General features: G+C 31.1%; 14 protein-coding genes. All 14 read left to right on the plus strand.

Going from position 1 to position 16521, the window contains the following annotated elements:
• Positions 1 to 7 precede the first annotated feature (7 nt).
• Positions 8 to 1621: a chaperonin GroEL gene (gene groL / locus ACWI69_RS00435; protein WP_448819899.1), complete on the plus strand. Its 1614-nt coding sequence runs from the start codon at positions 8 to 10 to the stop codon at positions 1619 to 1621.
• Between the two features lie 17 nt (positions 1622 to 1638).
• Positions 1639 to 3330 (plus strand): phospho-sugar mutase, encoded by a 1692-nt coding sequence (locus ACWI69_RS00440; protein ID WP_448819900.1) that lies wholly within the window; start codon positions 1639 to 1641, stop codon positions 3328 to 3330.
• Positions 3331 to 3345: 15 nt separating this feature from the next.
• On the plus strand, positions 3346 to 4422 hold the full coding sequence (hemW, locus tag ACWI69_RS00445; RefSeq protein ID WP_448819901.1) for a radical SAM family heme chaperone HemW: 1077 nt from the start codon (positions 3346 to 3348) through the stop codon (positions 4420 to 4422).
• A gap of 19 nt (positions 4423 to 4441) precedes the next feature.
• On the plus strand, positions 4442 to 5113 hold the full coding sequence (locus tag ACWI69_RS00450) for a YggS family pyridoxal phosphate-dependent enzyme (RefSeq protein ID WP_448819902.1): 672 nt from the start codon (positions 4442 to 4444) through the stop codon (positions 5111 to 5113).
• A 14-nt stretch (positions 5114 to 5127) separates the two neighbouring features.
• Positions 5128 to 5643: a cell division protein SepF gene (locus tag ACWI69_RS00455; protein ID WP_448819903.1), complete on the plus strand. Its 516-nt coding sequence runs from the start codon at positions 5128 to 5130 to the stop codon at positions 5641 to 5643.
• 21 nt (positions 5644 to 5664) lie between these two features.
• Positions 5665 to 6657, plus strand: coding sequence for a 7-cyano-7-deazaguanine synthase (locus ACWI69_RS00460; RefSeq protein WP_448819904.1), 993 nt, complete (start codon positions 5665 to 5667; stop codon positions 6655 to 6657).
• Positions 6658 to 6677: 20 nt separating this feature from the next.
• Positions 6678 to 7907 (plus strand): NAD(P)-dependent oxidoreductase, encoded by a 1230-nt coding sequence (locus tag ACWI69_RS00465; protein WP_448819905.1) that lies wholly within the window; start codon positions 6678 to 6680, stop codon positions 7905 to 7907.
• 135 nt (positions 7908 to 8042) lie between these two features.
• Entirely contained in the window at positions 8043 to 9569 is a 1527-nt protein-coding gene (locus tag ACWI69_RS00470) for a class I SAM-dependent DNA methyltransferase (protein ID WP_448819906.1), read from the plus strand.
• Position 9570: 1 nt separating this feature from the next.
• The gene (locus ACWI69_RS00475) at positions 9571 to 10539 is read left to right on the plus strand and encodes a hypothetical protein (RefSeq protein WP_448819907.1); all 969 of its coding nucleotides are present in this window, start codon (positions 9571 to 9573) and stop codon (positions 10537 to 10539) included.
• 150 nt (positions 10540 to 10689) lie between these two features.
• Positions 10690 to 11835, plus strand: coding sequence for a restriction endonuclease subunit S (locus tag ACWI69_RS00480; protein WP_448819908.1), 1146 nt, complete (start codon positions 10690 to 10692; stop codon positions 11833 to 11835).
• Between the two features lie 113 nt (positions 11836 to 11948).
• The gene (locus tag ACWI69_RS00485; RefSeq protein WP_448819909.1) at positions 11949 to 12782 is read left to right on the plus strand and encodes a Fic family protein; all 834 of its coding nucleotides are present in this window, start codon (positions 11949 to 11951) and stop codon (positions 12780 to 12782) included.
• Positions 12783 to 12786: 4 nt separating this feature from the next.
• Positions 12787 to 13113, plus strand: coding sequence for a nucleotidyltransferase family protein (locus tag ACWI69_RS00490; protein WP_448819910.1), 327 nt, complete (start codon positions 12787 to 12789; stop codon positions 13111 to 13113).
• Positions 13104 to 13256 (plus strand): HepT-like ribonuclease domain-containing protein, encoded by a 153-nt coding sequence (locus ACWI69_RS00495; RefSeq protein WP_448819913.1) that lies wholly within the window; start codon positions 13104 to 13106, stop codon positions 13254 to 13256. The genes ACWI69_RS00490 and ACWI69_RS00495 overlap by 10 nt, the downstream gene beginning before the upstream one ends.
• Before the next feature lie 14 nt (positions 13257 to 13270).
• The gene (locus tag ACWI69_RS00500) at positions 13271 to 16360 is read left to right on the plus strand and encodes a type I restriction endonuclease subunit R (protein WP_448819911.1); all 3090 of its coding nucleotides are present in this window, start codon (positions 13271 to 13273) and stop codon (positions 16358 to 16360) included.
• Positions 16361 to 16521: the final 161 nt, after the last annotated feature.

A 16521-nucleotide genomic window follows, 5' to 3' on the forward strand; every position in this document is an offset into this window, starting at 1 on the left:
TCTTTCTATGGCTAAAATTATCAAATTTAATGATGATGCAAGAAAAAAATTGGAAAATGGTGTCAATATTTTAGCTGATGCAGTTAAAATAACCTTAGGTCCTAGAGGTCGGAATGTTGTTTTAGAAAAAGCGTATGGTCCTCCTCTAATAACAAATGATGGTGTTTCAATCGCCAAAGAGATTGAGTTGGATGATCCTTTTGAGAATATGGGAGCTCAACTCATCAAAGAGGTTGCGACTAAATCTAATGATGTTGCTGGAGATGGAACAACTACTGCAACAATCTTGGCTCAGGCTATCGTTAAAGAGGGACTTAAAATGGTCTCTGCTGGATCAAACCCTATTTTTTTAAAAAAAGGGATTGAGAAAGCTACAAAAATGGCAGTTGAGTTGCTTTTAAAAAAATCAAAAAAAGTCCAATCCAATGCTGAAATTTCACAGGTTGCTTCAATATCTGCTGGTGATACAGAAATTGGTGAATTAATAGCTAAAGCTATGGAAAAAGTTGGCGAAAGTGGTGTTATTAGTGTGGAAGAAGCACGTGCTCTTGATACTACTTTAGAAGTAGTTGAGGGGATGGAGTTTGAAAAGGGATATCTTTCACCATATATGGTAACAAATTCCGAAAGAATGGAAGCTATACTTGAAAATCCTTATATCTTAATCACTGATAAAAAGATTTCAACTATGAAAGAACTCCTTCCTCTTTTAGAAAAAACAGTTCAAACTTCAAAGCCTCTTTTAATCATTGCTGAGGATTTAGATGGAGAAGCTCTAGCAACTCTCGTTTTAAATAAAATAAGAGGAACACTAAATGTTACTGGAGTTAAAGCTCCTGCATTTGGTGATAGAAGAAAAGCTATGCTGGAAGATATAGCTATTTTGACAGGTGGAGAAGTTATCTCTGAAGAGAAAGGAATGAGAATAGAGGACACTGATATTTCTCAATTAGGAAGAGCAAAAAAAATAAAAGTTACTAAAGATTCTACTGTAATTATAGATGGATTTAGCAACCCAGATATTTTGAACAGTAGAATTGCTCAAATAAAAAATCAAATATCTACAACCGATTCTGATTATGACAAAGAAAAATTACAAGAAAGACTTGCTAAACTTTCCGGTGGTGTAGCCGTTATCAAAGTTGGAGCTGCAACTGAAGTTGAAATGAAAGAAAAAAAATTACGAATAGAGGATGCTTTAAATGCTACAAGAGCTGCTATCGAAGAGGGTGTCGTTCCAGGCGGTGGTGTGGCATTGTATGAGATTGCTAACGAAATGACAAAGTTCACTCTAAATGGAGAAGAGGGAATTGGAGCTAATATTTTAAAAAATTCCCTTAGTTCACCTTTAAAGCAAATAGCTATCAATGCTGGATTAGACGGAGGAGTCATACTTGAAAAAATCAAAAATTTACCCGACGGTTTTGGATTGGATGCTGCAACTGAAGAATATGTAGACATGATTGGAAGTGGGATAATTGACCCTACAAAAGTCACTCGTTCAGCCTTGCAAAATGCGACATCTATCGCAGCTTTAATTTTAACAACAGAGGTTATTATTGCAAATAAAAAGGAACCTATTAGTGAAAATTTAAACTCTAATACGGGGGATATTATTTAAGGGGAGGAACTTGTAAAATGGATAAATTTACATTGGAAAACTACAATAATTGGTTAGTATCCGATTATATCGATTTAAAGGACAGAGAGGATTTGAAAAGTATCCAAGGAGATGAAAAAGAAATCGAGGATAGGTTTTATACAAACCTTTCATTTGGAACTGGCGGAATGAGGGGGGTTAGAGGAATCGGTATCAATAGAATTAATAAATACACTATCCGAAAAGCAACTCAAGGGCTTGCTAACTACATCCTAGAATCTACTGGTGAAAAAGGAAAAAAAATGGGGGTTGCTATAGCTTACGATTGTAGAATTGGTTCTGAAGAGTACGCATTAAATGCTGCTCTGGTTTTAGCTGGAAATGGAATTAAAGCATATCTTTTTAAATCTCTTAGATCAACGCCTGAGCTTTCATTTGCTGTAAGAGAGCTAAAGTGTGTCGCTGGTATAGTGGTAACAGCGTCCCACAATCCACAAGAGTATAACGGATATAAAGTTTACTGGAGTGATGGATGTCAAATTATTGAACCTCAAGCCAGTGGTGTTGTGGATAATGTCAATGCCATCAATTCTTTTGATAAAATTAAGTTACTAACTAAAGAACATGCTATTCAAGATGGACTTTTAGAATACATTTCTGAGGATATCGATACTGAGTTTATTAAAGCAGTTAAAAAACAAATTATTCACAATGAAATTCCTGGTAAAGAAAACTTTAAAATTGTCTATTCACCATTACATGGAACTGGTGGAAGACCAGTCAAAAGAGTTTTTGAAGAAACTGGATTTGAATCAGTCTATATAGTAGCTGAGCAAGAACAACCTGATGGAAATTTTCCAACTTGTTCATATGCCAATCCAGAAGATCCAGCAGTTTTTAAATTGAGTATAGAATTAGCAGACAAAGTTGGAGCGACACTATGTATGGCAAATGATCCTGACGCAGATAGAATAGGTGTAGCGGTAAAAAACGAAAAAGGAGAATGGATTTACCCAAATGGAAATCAGATTGGTCTTTTGCTAATGAACTATATTTTAGAAAATAAAAAAAGTATTTCTAAAAATTCAGCAGTTGTATCAACTGTAGTTTCAACTCCAATGTTAGATGTTGTTGCTAAAGAGAAAGGTATAAAAATTTTTAGAACTCTTACAGGATTCAAATTTATTGGGGAAAAAATAAGAGAGTTCGAAGAGGGAAAATATGATGCAACATTTTTAATGGGATTTGAAGAATCGTATGGCTACCTTGTGGGAACGCACGCAAGAGATAAAGACGCTGTTGTATCTACTCTATTAATAGCTGAAATGGCTGCCTATTACAATAGTATCGGTTCATCTATTCCAAAAGAATTAAAAAAATTATATGAAAAATTTGGTTATTATAAAGAAGGAATTATTGCTATTACTAAAAAAGGAAAAGACGGCGTAGAAGCTATTGCTAAAATAATGTCAGCTCTTAGAGCTAACGTTTCTGACTCCCTACTTGGAAAAAAAGTGGTATCCAAAAGAGATTTTAGCTTAGGATACGAAGGATTACCTAAATCTGATGTTATTCAATTTGTATTAGACGACAATACATATATTACAGCTAGACCTTCTGGAACAGAACCAAAAATAAAATATTACTTCTGTGTCGTTGGAAAAACAGAAGATGAAGCAAATGAAAAATTAATAAAAACTATGGAGGATTTTCAAGCTTTTATTGATTAAATCTTGGAGGTACTTATGCTAAGTGCAATGTATATACATATTCCTTTTTGTCTTAATAAGTGCAACTATTGCGATTTTTTATCTTTCAAATCCACAGATGAAGAGAGAAAAAAATACGTTGATGCAATTATTTGCGAAATCAATATGTATCCCAAGTTTCCACTTGAAACTGTTTATTTTGGGGGAGGCACTCCCTCTTTGCTTACTCCTGAGCAAATTAGTAGAATTTTAAATAATTTGAATATAAAATCTAGTGCTGAAATCACACTTGAAGTTAATCCAAAAACAGTTACACTTGAGAAACTAAAACTTTTTAAAAAGGCTGGAATAAATAGAATTAGTATTGGAATACAAAGCTTCAATGATGAGACACTAAAACTTTTGGGAAGACTTCATTCTTCAGCAGAGGGGGAAGAGGCCTTTCATCTAGCTAGAAAAGCTGGATTTGAGAATATCAGTTTAGACTTAATGTTTTCTCTTCCCAACCAAACTTTGGATGATTTAAAATCTGATTTAACTCATCTGTTCTCTCTAAAGCCTGAACATTTTTCCATATATTCTTTAATTTGGGAGGAGGGTACTGATTTTTTCGCTAAACTTGAAGCTGGAATCTATAAAGAAACTGATAATGATTTAGAAGCATCCATGTATGAATTAATCATTGATGAAGCTAAAAAAAATGGATACATTCACTATGAGATTTCAAATTTTTGTCTTCCTGAAAAAAGAGCTATCCATAACACTAAATACTGGAAAAACGAAGAGTACTTAGGAATCGGAATCGGAGCATCTGGATACTATCAAAATATCAGATACAAAAATATCTTAAAAATTCCTGAATATTATGCTAGAATATCTAATAATATTAAACCTATCTTAGAAGAAGAGTTTATTGACTCGAATGAAAAAGAGCTCTATGAATATATTCTTGGACTACGAATTATTCCAGATGGAATAGTTCCTAAAGGAAAATATATCGACCTCTGTGACAGCCTAGTTAATAGTGGATTCTTAATCAAAGATAACTCGCAGTATAACTTATCCAGAAAGGGTATTCTCATGGCTAATGATGTTTTTAGTAAATTTATTTAATTTAATTTAGGAGGAAATTGTGAGAATTTCAGAAAATATTAATGAAATCTTATTAGATATAAAAAAACTCTCCCCATATCCTGAAAAAGTTAATCTTGTAGCCGTCACTAAATATGTTGACACCGAAACTATAAAGGATGTACTTAAAGGTGGAGCTCATATTTTAGGAGAGAATAAAGTTCAAGTTTTAACAAAAAAATATGAAGAAATCTCGGATTACTCTATTGGTCATAAATGGCATTTTATTGGGAATCTTCAAAAAAATAAAGTTAAATACATTGCCCATTTTATTGATATGATTCATTCTATTAACAAACTTTCTTTAGCTGAAGAAATCGATAAAAGAGCTAAAGAACACAATAGAATTATTGAAGTTTTAATAGAAATAAATCTCTTCCAAGAAGACAGCAAAGAGGGATATGATTATCAAGATTTCTTAAATGATATTCCTGCACTTTTATCTCTTAAAAATATTAAAATTAAAGGTCTTATGACAATGGCGCCGTACACTGATAATGAGGATATTATTAGAAACGGATTTAAAAAATTAAGAGAATTAAAAGATGAATTAAATATTCTTTACTTTAACGATTCTTTAACTGAACTTTCAATGGGGATGAGTAATGATTATAAATTGGCTCTTGAAGAGGGAGCAACTCTTATAAGAGTAGGTAGTAAAATATTCGAGTAAACATGGAGGTATCAATGAAAATTACTAAATTCAAAAACGCTTTTAAAGATTTTACTGATAGTGTTGGGCTTACCTTTGATCCTAATGAAGAGAATTATGAGGAGTATCAAGATGAAAGTGAACTAGCTGCTTCACTTCCTAAATTTAGTTTAAATAATAATGGTAAGGAGGATGTTATTCCTGCTTTTACAAATTCTATTCCTAAAGCAGAGATTAAAACACCTGTTAACAACACTGTTCAAGAGGATTGTCAAACAATTTTTGTCAATCCAAAAAGTTTTGCAGAGTGTAAAAAAATTGCTGATTATATAAAAAACGATAAAGTGGTCACATTAAATCTAGAAAATGTAAATGGAAAAGATGCACAAAGAATTCTTGATTTCTTAAGTGGTGCAATCAATATAAAAGAAGCTAAATGGATTCCTATAAGCAGAAATGTATTTACTTCAGTTCCTAAAAATATCAACTTCCTTTATGATGGAAAAAATGATTTAAAACAAAATACTTTTTTAGATATTGACCACGAGTAATTGATTCATGGAGGTTAATTAATGAAAGCATTGGCGCTTTTTTCTGGAGGACTTGATAGTGCTCTAGCAATTAAAATTATAAAAGATCAAGGTATAGAAGTTATAGCTCTTAACTTTGTATCGCATTTTTTCGGCGGAAAAAATGAAAAAGCTGAAAATATGGCTAAACAACTAGGGGTTCAATTGGAGTATGTTAACTTCAGTAGTGTCCACACTGAAATCCTAAAAAATCCTGTTCATGGGCGTGGAAAAAATATGAATCCATGTATCGATTGCCATGCTTTAATGTTTAAAACAGCTGGTGATCTTATGGAAAAATATGGAGCTTCTTTTATTATATCTGGTGAGGTTCTAGGTCAAAGACCTATGTCACAAAACTATCAAGCGCTAGAAAAAGTTAAAGCTCTTTCTCCGGGGCTTGAAAATCTCATTGTTAGACCTTTATCTGCGAAACTTCTACCGGAAAGTGAACCTGAAAAATTAGGTTGGATCGATAGAAGTAAACTTTTAGATATTCAAGGAAGAAGCAGAAAAATTCAGATGGAACTGATGGAGAAATTTGGTATTGTAGATTATCCAACTCCCGGTGGTGGATGTCTTCTCACTGATCCAGCGTATTCAAAAAGACTTAGAATATTGGAGGAGGATGGTATATTAGAAGATAAAAACTCTAATTTATTCCATCTTCTAAAAGTAGGAAGATTTTTTAGATTTGGAGAGGGAAGATATTTGATTGTTGGAAGAGAGCAAGAGGATAATTTAAAAATAAACGAATTTAAAGATTTTGGATCTTTGTTTATCAGAGGAAAAGAGACTCCTGGACCACATATGGTTGGATTCGGAAACCTTGCACAAAATGAAATAGATTTTGCCTTAAATCTATTTTCGAGGTATTCTAAAGTAAAAGGAACTACTGGAATAACACTTTTACTAAATGGAGAAGAAACTTATATTCCTGCTGTCGATCTTGAAAAATTAAATGAAAAAATAAAAAAATACCAAATTACCATGTAATTCTAACAGGGGTGACTATTTTGAAAATAGATTTACTACACGAAGCTAACCGTTGCTTGAACTGCAAAAAACCACTTTGTAAAATACACTGCCCTATATCAACAGATATACCTAATATTATAAATTTATTTAAAGAGAACAAAATATCTGAAGCTGGAGAGATATTATTTAATAATAACCCACTATCTATATTTTGTTCTATTGTGTGTCCTCATGAAGAACAATGTAAAGGTCATTGCATCAAAGGAATTAAAGAAACTCCTGTTGAATTTCCTCTTATTGAAAAAGAGATTTCTACTGAATATCTTTCAAAACTGCCTTTAAATAAAAAAGAGAGTAAAAAGGTAGATGTGGCTATTATTGGTGGAGGTCCAGCTGGTATTACCTCTGCTATTCTTTTAGCAAAAGAGGGATTTAATGTCACTATATTTGAAGCCTTTTCAAAATTAGGTGGCGTTTTGAGATACGGTATTCCTGAATTTAGATTATCTAGAGACTTAATGGATACCTTTGAAAAATATCTTTTAAATTTAGGAGTAAAAATAAAATATAATACTTTAGTTGGTCCCACTCACACTATTCAAAACTTGAAAAATGATAATTTTAAATACATTATTATTACGACTGGTGTTTGGAACCCTAAACCTATGAATATAAAAGGTGAAACAAAAGGGGATGTTCATTATGCAATAAACTATCTTATTTCACCAGAATCATACAACCTTGGACCTAATGTTTTAGTCATTGGTGGTGGAAATGTAGCTATGGATGCTGCCAGAGTTGCAAAAAGATTAGGTAGCTCTGTCACAGTTATATATAGACGTGGAGAAGAGGATATGCCTGCTACTAAAGTTGAAATTGCTGAAGCCAAAGAGGATGGGGTTAATTTTAAATTTTACTATGCTCCGAAAGAAATTCTAGACGACTCTATGATTTTTTTGAGAACTGAATCTTATACTGATGAGGATGGAAGAAAAAAACTGATAACTTTAGAAGATAGTGATATTGCAATTCCTTACAGCTCTATCATTGTGGCTGTCAGCCAAGGTCCTAAGAAAAATGTTGTTTCTTCTGAAGATAGAATCAATCTTGAGAAATGGGGAACTATAATTGTCAATGATAATTTTGAAACAACTTTAGAAAATGTGTTTTCATGTGGTGATGTTGTAACTGGTCCTAAAACTGTTGTTGCAGCTGTCAATGATGCTAAAAAAGTTGTTTCTAATATTTTAAAGAAAGAAGCATTATAAGGTCAAAAAAACAAGAGTTTAATGGCTCTTGTTTTTTGTTATTTTATGGTTAAAATAAATTTAAAATAGGTAGTTTAAATATGGTATACTATGTATGAATAGACTTATCAAAGTTAGTCATTAGGAGGGAATTTTATGGCAGTAGTAGAAAAGGATAATTTCAAAGATAATCTTTGGAAAGCGTGTGATAAATTAAGAAATAATATGGATCCAGCAGAGTATAAATATGTGGTGCTAGGATTAGTATTTTTAAAATATATAAGTGATAGATTTGAAACTAAATACAATGAATTAGTTGAAAAGGGAGAAGGTTTCGAAGAGGAAAGAGATGAGTATACAGCAGAAAATATCTTCTGGGTTCCTAAAGAAGCTAGATGGGCAGAGATAGTTAAAAGTGCAAAAACTCCAGAGATTGGAATAAAAATTGATGAGGCTATGTATGCTATTGAAAAAGAGAATAAAACATTAAAGGATGTTCTATATAAAATATATTCAAATCCTCTTTTAGATAAAGGAAAACTAGGAGAGTTAATAGATATAGTTGGTGGAATTAACTTACAAGCTAAAACAGATAAAGGGCAAGATGTACTTGGTCAAGTTTATGAGTTTTTCTTAGGAAAGTTTGCTAACTCAGAGGGAAAAAATGGAGGACAATTCTACACTCCAGAGTCTATTGTTAAAACTATAGTTGAGTGTTTAGAGCCTACAAAGGGAAGAGTATATGATCCTGCTTGTGGAAGTGGAGGTATGTTTGTTCAATCTGAAAAGTTTATAGAAAATCATAGTGGAAGAATTGGAGATATATCTGTATTTGGACAAGAGAGTAATGGAACTACTTGGAAACTATGTAAGATGAACTTAGCTATTAGAGGAATAGAGGTTGATTTAGGAGAGGAACCAGCTGATACATTTACAAAAGACCAACACAAAGGTAAGAAGATGGATTATATCATGGCTAATCCACCGTTTAATATAAAAGATTACTGGCATGAATCTTTAGATGGAGATGCTAGATGGAAATATGGTACACCTCCAGAGGGAAATGCTAACTATGCTTGGCTACAACATATGGCACACCATTTATCGCCAAATGGAACCGCTGGAATAGTTCTAGCAAATGGATCGCTATCATCTAATACTTCAAATGAGGGAGAGATTAGAAAAAATATGATAGAGGATGATTTAGTAGATTGCGTTGTAGCTCTTCCTGATAAATTATTCTTAACTACTGGAATTCCAGCTTGTATATGGTTTTTAAATAGAAACAAAAGTAATCCTAAACATAGAGAAAGAAATGGAGAGATTCTATTTATAGATGCTAGAAAAATGGGTGCTCTTGTAGAAAGAAGTTTAAGAGAGTTATCACCTGAAGATATTCAAAAAATATCTGATACTTATCATATGTGGAGAGGTTCTAAAGAGGGTCAATATGAGGATATTCAAGGTTTCTGTAAGAGTGCAACATTAGAAGAGGTAAAAGGTCATGAATATATATTGACTCCAGGAAGATATGTAGGAATAGAAGAAGCAGAGGATGATGGAATCCCTTACGAGGAAAAGATGGCAGATCTAAGTGCAAAACTAGCTGAACAATTTGCAAAGAGTAGACACCTAGAAGATGAAATAAGAGCTAACCTAGCTAAGTTAGGATTTGATATATAGGATGAAAGAAATACTTAATATATCTGCTCAAATAGATTCTCTATCTAAAAATAAAAGTATAGGTTTTGAAAATGAAAAACAAAAAGAAGATATGAGGATATTTTTACAGAGAAATAATTATTTAAATGTTATTTCTCTAAAATATTTCTTTGCAAGCGGACAAAGAAGAGAAAATAATAGATTTATTCATACTTATTCATATAAAACAAAATTTAAAATATTGAAAAAAAAATATAATGAATTGTTAAAATTTGAAAATAAACTAAGAGATGCTGTACTTTCTTATGAAACAGAGTTAAAAGTACATTTAGATGAATATTTTAAAACGATTTTAAAAAATAAAGAAATTGGATTTAGAGAATATCTTCAAAAATTATACAGATATGATTATGAAAATAGAAGTTATGACAAATTAAAAAGTGATGATTATATTTTTAAAAAGTTTGACAAAGAGTGGAAGTCAAATATTACAAAGTTTTCTCATTCTGATTCAGACTGGAATAATTATTTTTATCTTCTTTTAAAAATACAAACATTTGGTATGATTAATGATATTTTATGTTTATCAGTCAAAACAGATGATGAAGAATATAAGACAATCTATGAACTTTTTAATACTTATCTAAGAAAAACTAGTAAATTTAAAATTGGAAATAGATTACGTGAATTAAAAACAATAGGAATCCTTAGAAATGCTCTTTGTCATAAAGAAAGTTTAATAATTTTTTTAGAGAAGGGATTTAGAGCAAGAGAGAAGAAAGACAATAAAAAAACAAATCCCAAAGGTTATAAGAGAGATTTTTTAAAGGAAAGAGCTGATAGTATCAATATTATTTATAAATATTTTAAAGAACTTAATGGGATTAGAAACAAAAATCTTCCAAAGGATTGCTGGATATTTAAGTATGCTGATTATCGTTTAAGAAACGGTAAAAGAATAAATTTTAAAAAATTAAAGATAAATTTATAAAAATGTAAAAAAAAAAGAGCCACACGTACGGCTGACAAAGAGCCTGTGTAAGCATCTGGTTTCGATACATTATACTATCATAAATTTACGATAAAAGTCAATAGTTTTAAAAAAAACTGTCAATAAAAATGAAAATGGAGTGTAAAATAGATGGAAATGAAAATCTACAAATTATCAGATTTGCTTGAAATAAAATATGGAAAAGATCACAAAGCATTAGCTGAAGGTAAAGTTCCATGTTTTGGAACAGGTGGATTAATGAGAAAAGTTGAGAAAGCTATCTATGATAAAGAAAGTATACTAATACCTAGAAAAGGGGCTTTAAGTAATTTATTTTATATAAATGAACCATTTTGGACGGTAGATACTTTATTTTGGTCGAAGATAAATAAAGAATTAGTATTTCCTAAATTTTTATATTACAAAATGAAAATTTTGGATTTAGCTACTTTAAATGAAGGCTCAGCAATTCCAAGTTTAACAACAAAAACTTTAAACCAGATAGAAATATCTATTCCTAATTTAGAAATCCAAGAAAAGATAGCCTCAATATTATCAGCTCTTGATGATAAAATAGAAGTCAATAATGAAATAAATAAAACTCTTGAAGAGATGGCACAAACTCTTTTCAAAAGATGGTTTATAGATTTTGATTTTCCAAATGAGAATGGAGAGCCATATAGAAGTAGTGGTGGAAAAATGGTAGATAGTGAACTTGGAGAGATTCCAGATGGATGGGAAGTAGCAACCTTAGAAACTAAAAAAGAATTTGGTGAGTTAATAATGGGTTTGTCTCCTAAGAGTGAGAGTTATAATGATTTACAACAAGGGTTGCCTTTATTAAATGGAGCAGCAGATTTTACAAAATTAAAATTATCTCCTAAAAAATATACCACTTCACCAACAAGAATAGCAAAAAAAGGTGATTATGTTTTTTGCATCAGAGCAACAATAGGGTTATTAAGTACGACAGATAAAGATTATGTAATTGGGCGTGGTGTAGCTACAATTAAAGATATTAAAGTTGAATATCGAGAGTATATTTATATGGTTTTGAATAATTCTTTTGAAAAATTAAAACAAAATGCAACAGGTAGTGTTATCCAAGGACTTTCTAAACCGGATATTAATAATATAAAAATATTGTTTCCAATATATTCAATTATGCAAGATTTTAATAGATATATGAGTAAAATTTTTGAAAAAATTGAAAATAATAAGAAAGAAATCCAATCATTAACAGAAATAAGAGATACTCTTCTTCCTAAACTTATGAGTGGAGAAGTTGAGGTATAATGAAATGTAGTTGTTGTGACGGAAAAATGATTAAAGTTTCTAACTTAGCTTTTGAAGAGATAGAGAATTTTTTAAATAATAATCCTATTTAAAAATGAGGTGAAAAAATTAAAATGACGCTAAAAGATATTCAATATGAAATCATAAAAGAATACGATACCCCAGTGGAAAAGAGAATAGAAAACTGGGAAGTTGGAATAGGGCTAAATGAGGTAGATGGATTAACTCCATCCTCTTATCTTATCCAACTTACAAAAGAATCTATAGAAGGAAAAAAGACCTTTGATGAAATAGAGATTGATCTAAAAAAGTACTATAGCAAACAGGATAAAAACTCTATCAATTATTCTGAAATGGAGTGTGACCTAGTCTCTACAAGAATTGCAAAACTTCTAGAAGATAGAGCTTTTGTTTTTAGTCCTATTCAACTGAAGAGTATTCATAGAAAACTTTTCTCTGAACTTCTACTGGATGAAAGAGATAATAGTATTGGAGAATACAGAAAATACAATATCTCTAAAAAAGAACCAGTTTTAAATGGTGATACTGTTATATATGGAGAGTACACCACAATAGATGAGTTTCTGAAATATGATTTTGAAAATGAAAGCAGTAAAAATTATTCTCAAATGAGTTTAGATAAGCAGGTTAAAAGTTTAGCTCGATTCACATCTGCAATATGGCAGATACACCCTTTTATAGAAGGAAACACTCGAACTATTGCAGTTTTCATTCAGAAATACCTTTTAAGTATGGGCTATCTTGTAAATAATGATCTTTTCAGAGAAAATTCAGTATATTTCAGAAATTCTTTGATAGCTTCAAATTACAGCAATATTCCAAAAAAAATATCTCCTGATTTTACATATTTAGAAGAGTTTTTTTTAAAGCTTTTATATAATAAAGAGATTGAATTAAAAGAGATAAAAATTTTAAAAATGAGGTGATAAAATGATAGTTAATAAAGAAAGTATTTTATCTGTTTTAAAAGGGTTGGATAAAGAAAAATATTCAATTTTAGAAATTGGATTATTTGGAAGTTATGCTAGGGAAGAAGAAACTGATAGTAGTGATATAGATATAATTGTAAAAATAGAATTTAAAAAAGGCATGTATAGAAATTTTTGTGCTTTGCAAGAGGAGTTAGAAAATACTTTTGGAAAAAAAGTAGACTTAGTTGAAAAAAGTGTTTTTGATTATAAGTTTAAAAACCCAGATGTAAAAGATTATAAAGGAAAGGTAAAAGAAGAAATATTAGGAAGTGTGATATATGTCTAAAGCAAGGAGTTAGAAATAAATTAATACATGAATATTGGGGAACTAGTATTCAAATGATTTATGAAATTTCTGTAGACGAAATGGATGAATTATTAGATTACATAAAACAAATAAGAGAGTTGGAAAAGAGTCAAATAAGTTAGTAGTGGGGGTAACGATGAATTTTACAGAGGATGAATTAGAAGCGGCCTATCTTGAAATATTAGAATCTTTGGGATGGGAATGTATTGATGGTAGAAAACTAGAAAGAGATGACTATCATTCAGTAGTATTAGAAGAGAATTTAAGAGAAGCAGTTTATAACATTAATAAAGATATGCCATCTTCTACTAAAGAGGAGGCTATTAGAAAAGTAATACTGCTTTCACACCCAAACTTGATTAGAAGTAATGAAGAGTTTCATAATATGCTAGTCAATGGTGTGGATGTAGGAGAGTATCAAGACAAAGATGGAAACAAACGTTCTGGTGGAAAAGTATATTTAATAGATTTTAAAAATATTAAAAAAAATGAGTTTCAAGCTATAAATCAATTTACAATAGTGGGAAAATCTAAACGTAGACCAGATATAATACTATTTATCAATGGACTCCCTCTTGTAGTTATAGAGTTAAAATCTCTAAGCAATGACAATGTAGGTATAAAAGAAGCATATACTCAAATTGAAAGATATAAATATGAGATTACAGATCTTTTTAAATACAACTCTTTTATCGTTATAAGTGATGGAGTTAATGCAAAAGCTGGAACTATATCATCAAATGAAGAGAGATTTATGAGCTTTAGAAGTATTGATGGAGTTACAATAGCCGATACAAACTCTTTAATGATGGAAGTTTTAACTCGTGGAATGCTATCTAAGGAAAGAGTATTAGAACTGACTCACGACTATATCCTGTTTCTTCAAAGCAAAAATGAAAAAATAAAGATATTAGCTCAGTATCACCAGTTCTTTGCTATAAAAAAAGCACTGGAAAAGACAGCAGATGCTCGTAGCAATGATGGAAAAATCGGTGTCGTTTGGCATACTCAAGGTAGTGGAAAATCTCTAACTATGACATTTTATACAGGACAACTTATGAAAAAGTTTAACAATCCAACAGTTATAGTTTTAACTGATAGAAATGACTTGGATAATCAACTTTTTGGAACTTTCTCAAAAGCTCAAAGCTATCTAATAGAGACACCAAAACAAGCAGACGATAAAGATAGATTAAAAGAGCTACTAAATGTAAGTAGTGGTGGAATAATATTCTCTACAATTCAGAAGTTTGCTCCTAAAACTGGAGAGATTGTAGAGGCTATTAGTACTAGAAATGACATATATATTATAGCTGATGAGGCTCATAGATCACAGTATGGATTAGATGCTAAAATGGGTGCAGATGGAAACAGTAAATACGGGTACGCTAAACATATTCGTGATGCACTTCCCAATGCAAATTATATTGGATTTACAGGAACTCCTATAGATTTTGATGATAAATCTACAACTGCTGTATTTGGTGACTACATAGATACTTATGATATGACAAGAGCTGTTGAAGATGGAGCTACTGTTAAAATCTATTATGAAAATAGATTTATAAAATTAGATATTCCATATCCTGTTTTATCTGAAATTGATGATGAATTTGAAGAGATTATGGAGGGTCAAGAGGCAACAGCTGTTGAACGTACTAAAAAAGATATTACAAAAATGGAAGCTATTATTGGTTCACAAAATAGAATAAGAACTTTGGCAGAGGATTTTATAGAACACTGGGAGATGAGAAGAAATAATACTTTTGGTAAATGTATGATAGTAGCTATGTCTCGTAAAATATGTGTAGATTTATACAATGAGATTGTAAGTTTAAGACCAGAGTGGCATAGTGAGGATAAGACTAAGGGAAAAATAAAAGTTGTTATGACAAGTGATATTAGTAAGGATCCTATGGAGTTTAAGCAACACTTTACTACAAAGCAGGAAAGAGAAGAGCTTGCTAATAGAATGAAAGATGATGGTGATGAGTTAGAGATTGTTATAGTTCGTGATATGTGGCTAACAGGGTTTGACGTTCCATCAATGCATACTATGTATATTGATAAACCTATGGTAGAGCATAACTTAATGCAAGCTATTGCAAGGGTAAATAGAGTATACAAAGATAAAATTGGTGGCTTAGTTGTAGACTATATTGGAATAGGAGATGCACTTAAAAAAGCATTAAGACAATATACACCAAATGATCAAAAGACAACTGGGATAGATACAGAAAAAGCGGTAGCTCTTATGGTTGAACACTATGAGATTGTAAAAGAGATATTCCATCACTTTGATTATTCGAAATATAAAAGTAGTAGTGCTTTAGAGCGTGCTAGAATTATTATAGAGGGTATGGATTACATCTTAGGTTTTGAAAATGATAACCCCGGAATTAAGAAAAGATTTATTGATAATGTTTTAGCACTGGCTAAGGCTCACTCTCTATGTATAACAACTCGTGATGGACAGGCTTTAAATGATGAGATAAGTTACTTTAAAGCTGTTAAAGCTAGTGTTATTAAGTTAGAAACTGAGGATAAAGATAATTCTAAGAAATTAACTCAGGTTCAGATAAATGAAAAAATAGCTTCACTTATGGCTAAGACGATTATATCTGAAGATGTTATAGATGTTTATTCGCAGTTAGGACTTGATAATCCAGATATATCTATTCTTTCAGATGAGTTTTTAAAAGAAGTTGAGAAGATAAAGTATAAAAACTTAGCTGTTGAGATGTTAAGAAAGCTAATAGAGGGTAAGATTAAATACTCTAGCAGAAAAAATCTAGTGGTAGCTGAAAAGTTTTCAGAAAGACTTCAAAAGGCTATGAGTTCTTATAGAAATAAGGCTTTAACAAGTTTAGAGATAATGGAAGAACTTATAAAGATGGCTAAGGAGTTTATGGAAACTCATAAAGAGGGTGACTCACTTGGTTTAACAGAAGATGAGGTAGCTTTTTATGACGCTTTAACTCGAGATGAAAAAGTAAAAGAGATGTTAGGTGATGATATACTGGTACAGATAACAAAAGAGCTGACAGAAACTATTAGAAAAAATATGACTATAGATTGGTATGATAAAGAGAGTGTACAAGCTAAGATGAGGACATCTATAAGAAGACTTCTTAAAAAGTTTGGTTATCCTCCAGAAGACACAAAGGATGCAACAGAACTTGTGTTAAAACAAGCTAAGGTAATGTGTGAAGAGAGTGTAATGTAGGAATAAAAGCCAGCGACTCACATCTTTAACCGCTCAATAGGAGAGTGTTTAACTCTTTGTGTAAACCTCAGTAATTTTTCTAGATTAATAGATTTAATATTTTTTACTTTTAATACTAATATTTTCTTTAGAATAATACGAATTTAACTCGGCGTCAGGGT

This window comes from Cetobacterium sp. (assembly GCF_977044495.1).

Coding starts and splice junctions, on each gene's coding strand:
- ACWI69_RS00485 (WP_448819909.1), top strand. CDS start 11,949: ATGACGCTAAAAGATATTCAATATGAAATCATAAAAGAATACGATACC.
- hemW (WP_448819901.1), top strand. CDS start 3,346: ATGCTAAGTGCAATGTATATACATATTCCTTTTTGTCTTAATAAGTGC.
- groL (WP_448819899.1), top strand. CDS start 8: ATGGCTAAAATTATCAAATTTAATGATGATGCAAGAAAAAAATTGGAA.
- ACWI69_RS00500 (WP_448819911.1), top strand. CDS start 13,271: ATGAATTTTACAGAGGATGAATTAGAAGCGGCCTATCTTGAAATATTA.
- ACWI69_RS00480 (WP_448819908.1), top strand. CDS start 10,690: ATGGAAATGAAAATCTACAAATTATCAGATTTGCTTGAAATAAAATAT.
- ACWI69_RS00455 (WP_448819903.1), top strand. CDS start 5,128: ATGAAAATTACTAAATTCAAAAACGCTTTTAAAGATTTTACTGATAGT.
- ACWI69_RS00440 (WP_448819900.1), top strand. CDS start 1,639: ATGGATAAATTTACATTGGAAAACTACAATAATTGGTTAGTATCCGAT.
- ACWI69_RS00475 (WP_448819907.1), top strand. CDS start 9,571: ATGAAAGAAATACTTAATATATCTGCTCAAATAGATTCTCTATCTAAA.
- ACWI69_RS00490 (WP_448819910.1), top strand. CDS start 12,787: ATGATAGTTAATAAAGAAAGTATTTTATCTGTTTTAAAAGGGTTGGAT.
- ACWI69_RS00470 (WP_448819906.1), top strand. CDS start 8,043: ATGGCAGTAGTAGAAAAGGATAATTTCAAAGATAATCTTTGGAAAGCG.
- ACWI69_RS00460 (WP_448819904.1), top strand. CDS start 5,665: ATGAAAGCATTGGCGCTTTTTTCTGGAGGACTTGATAGTGCTCTAGCA.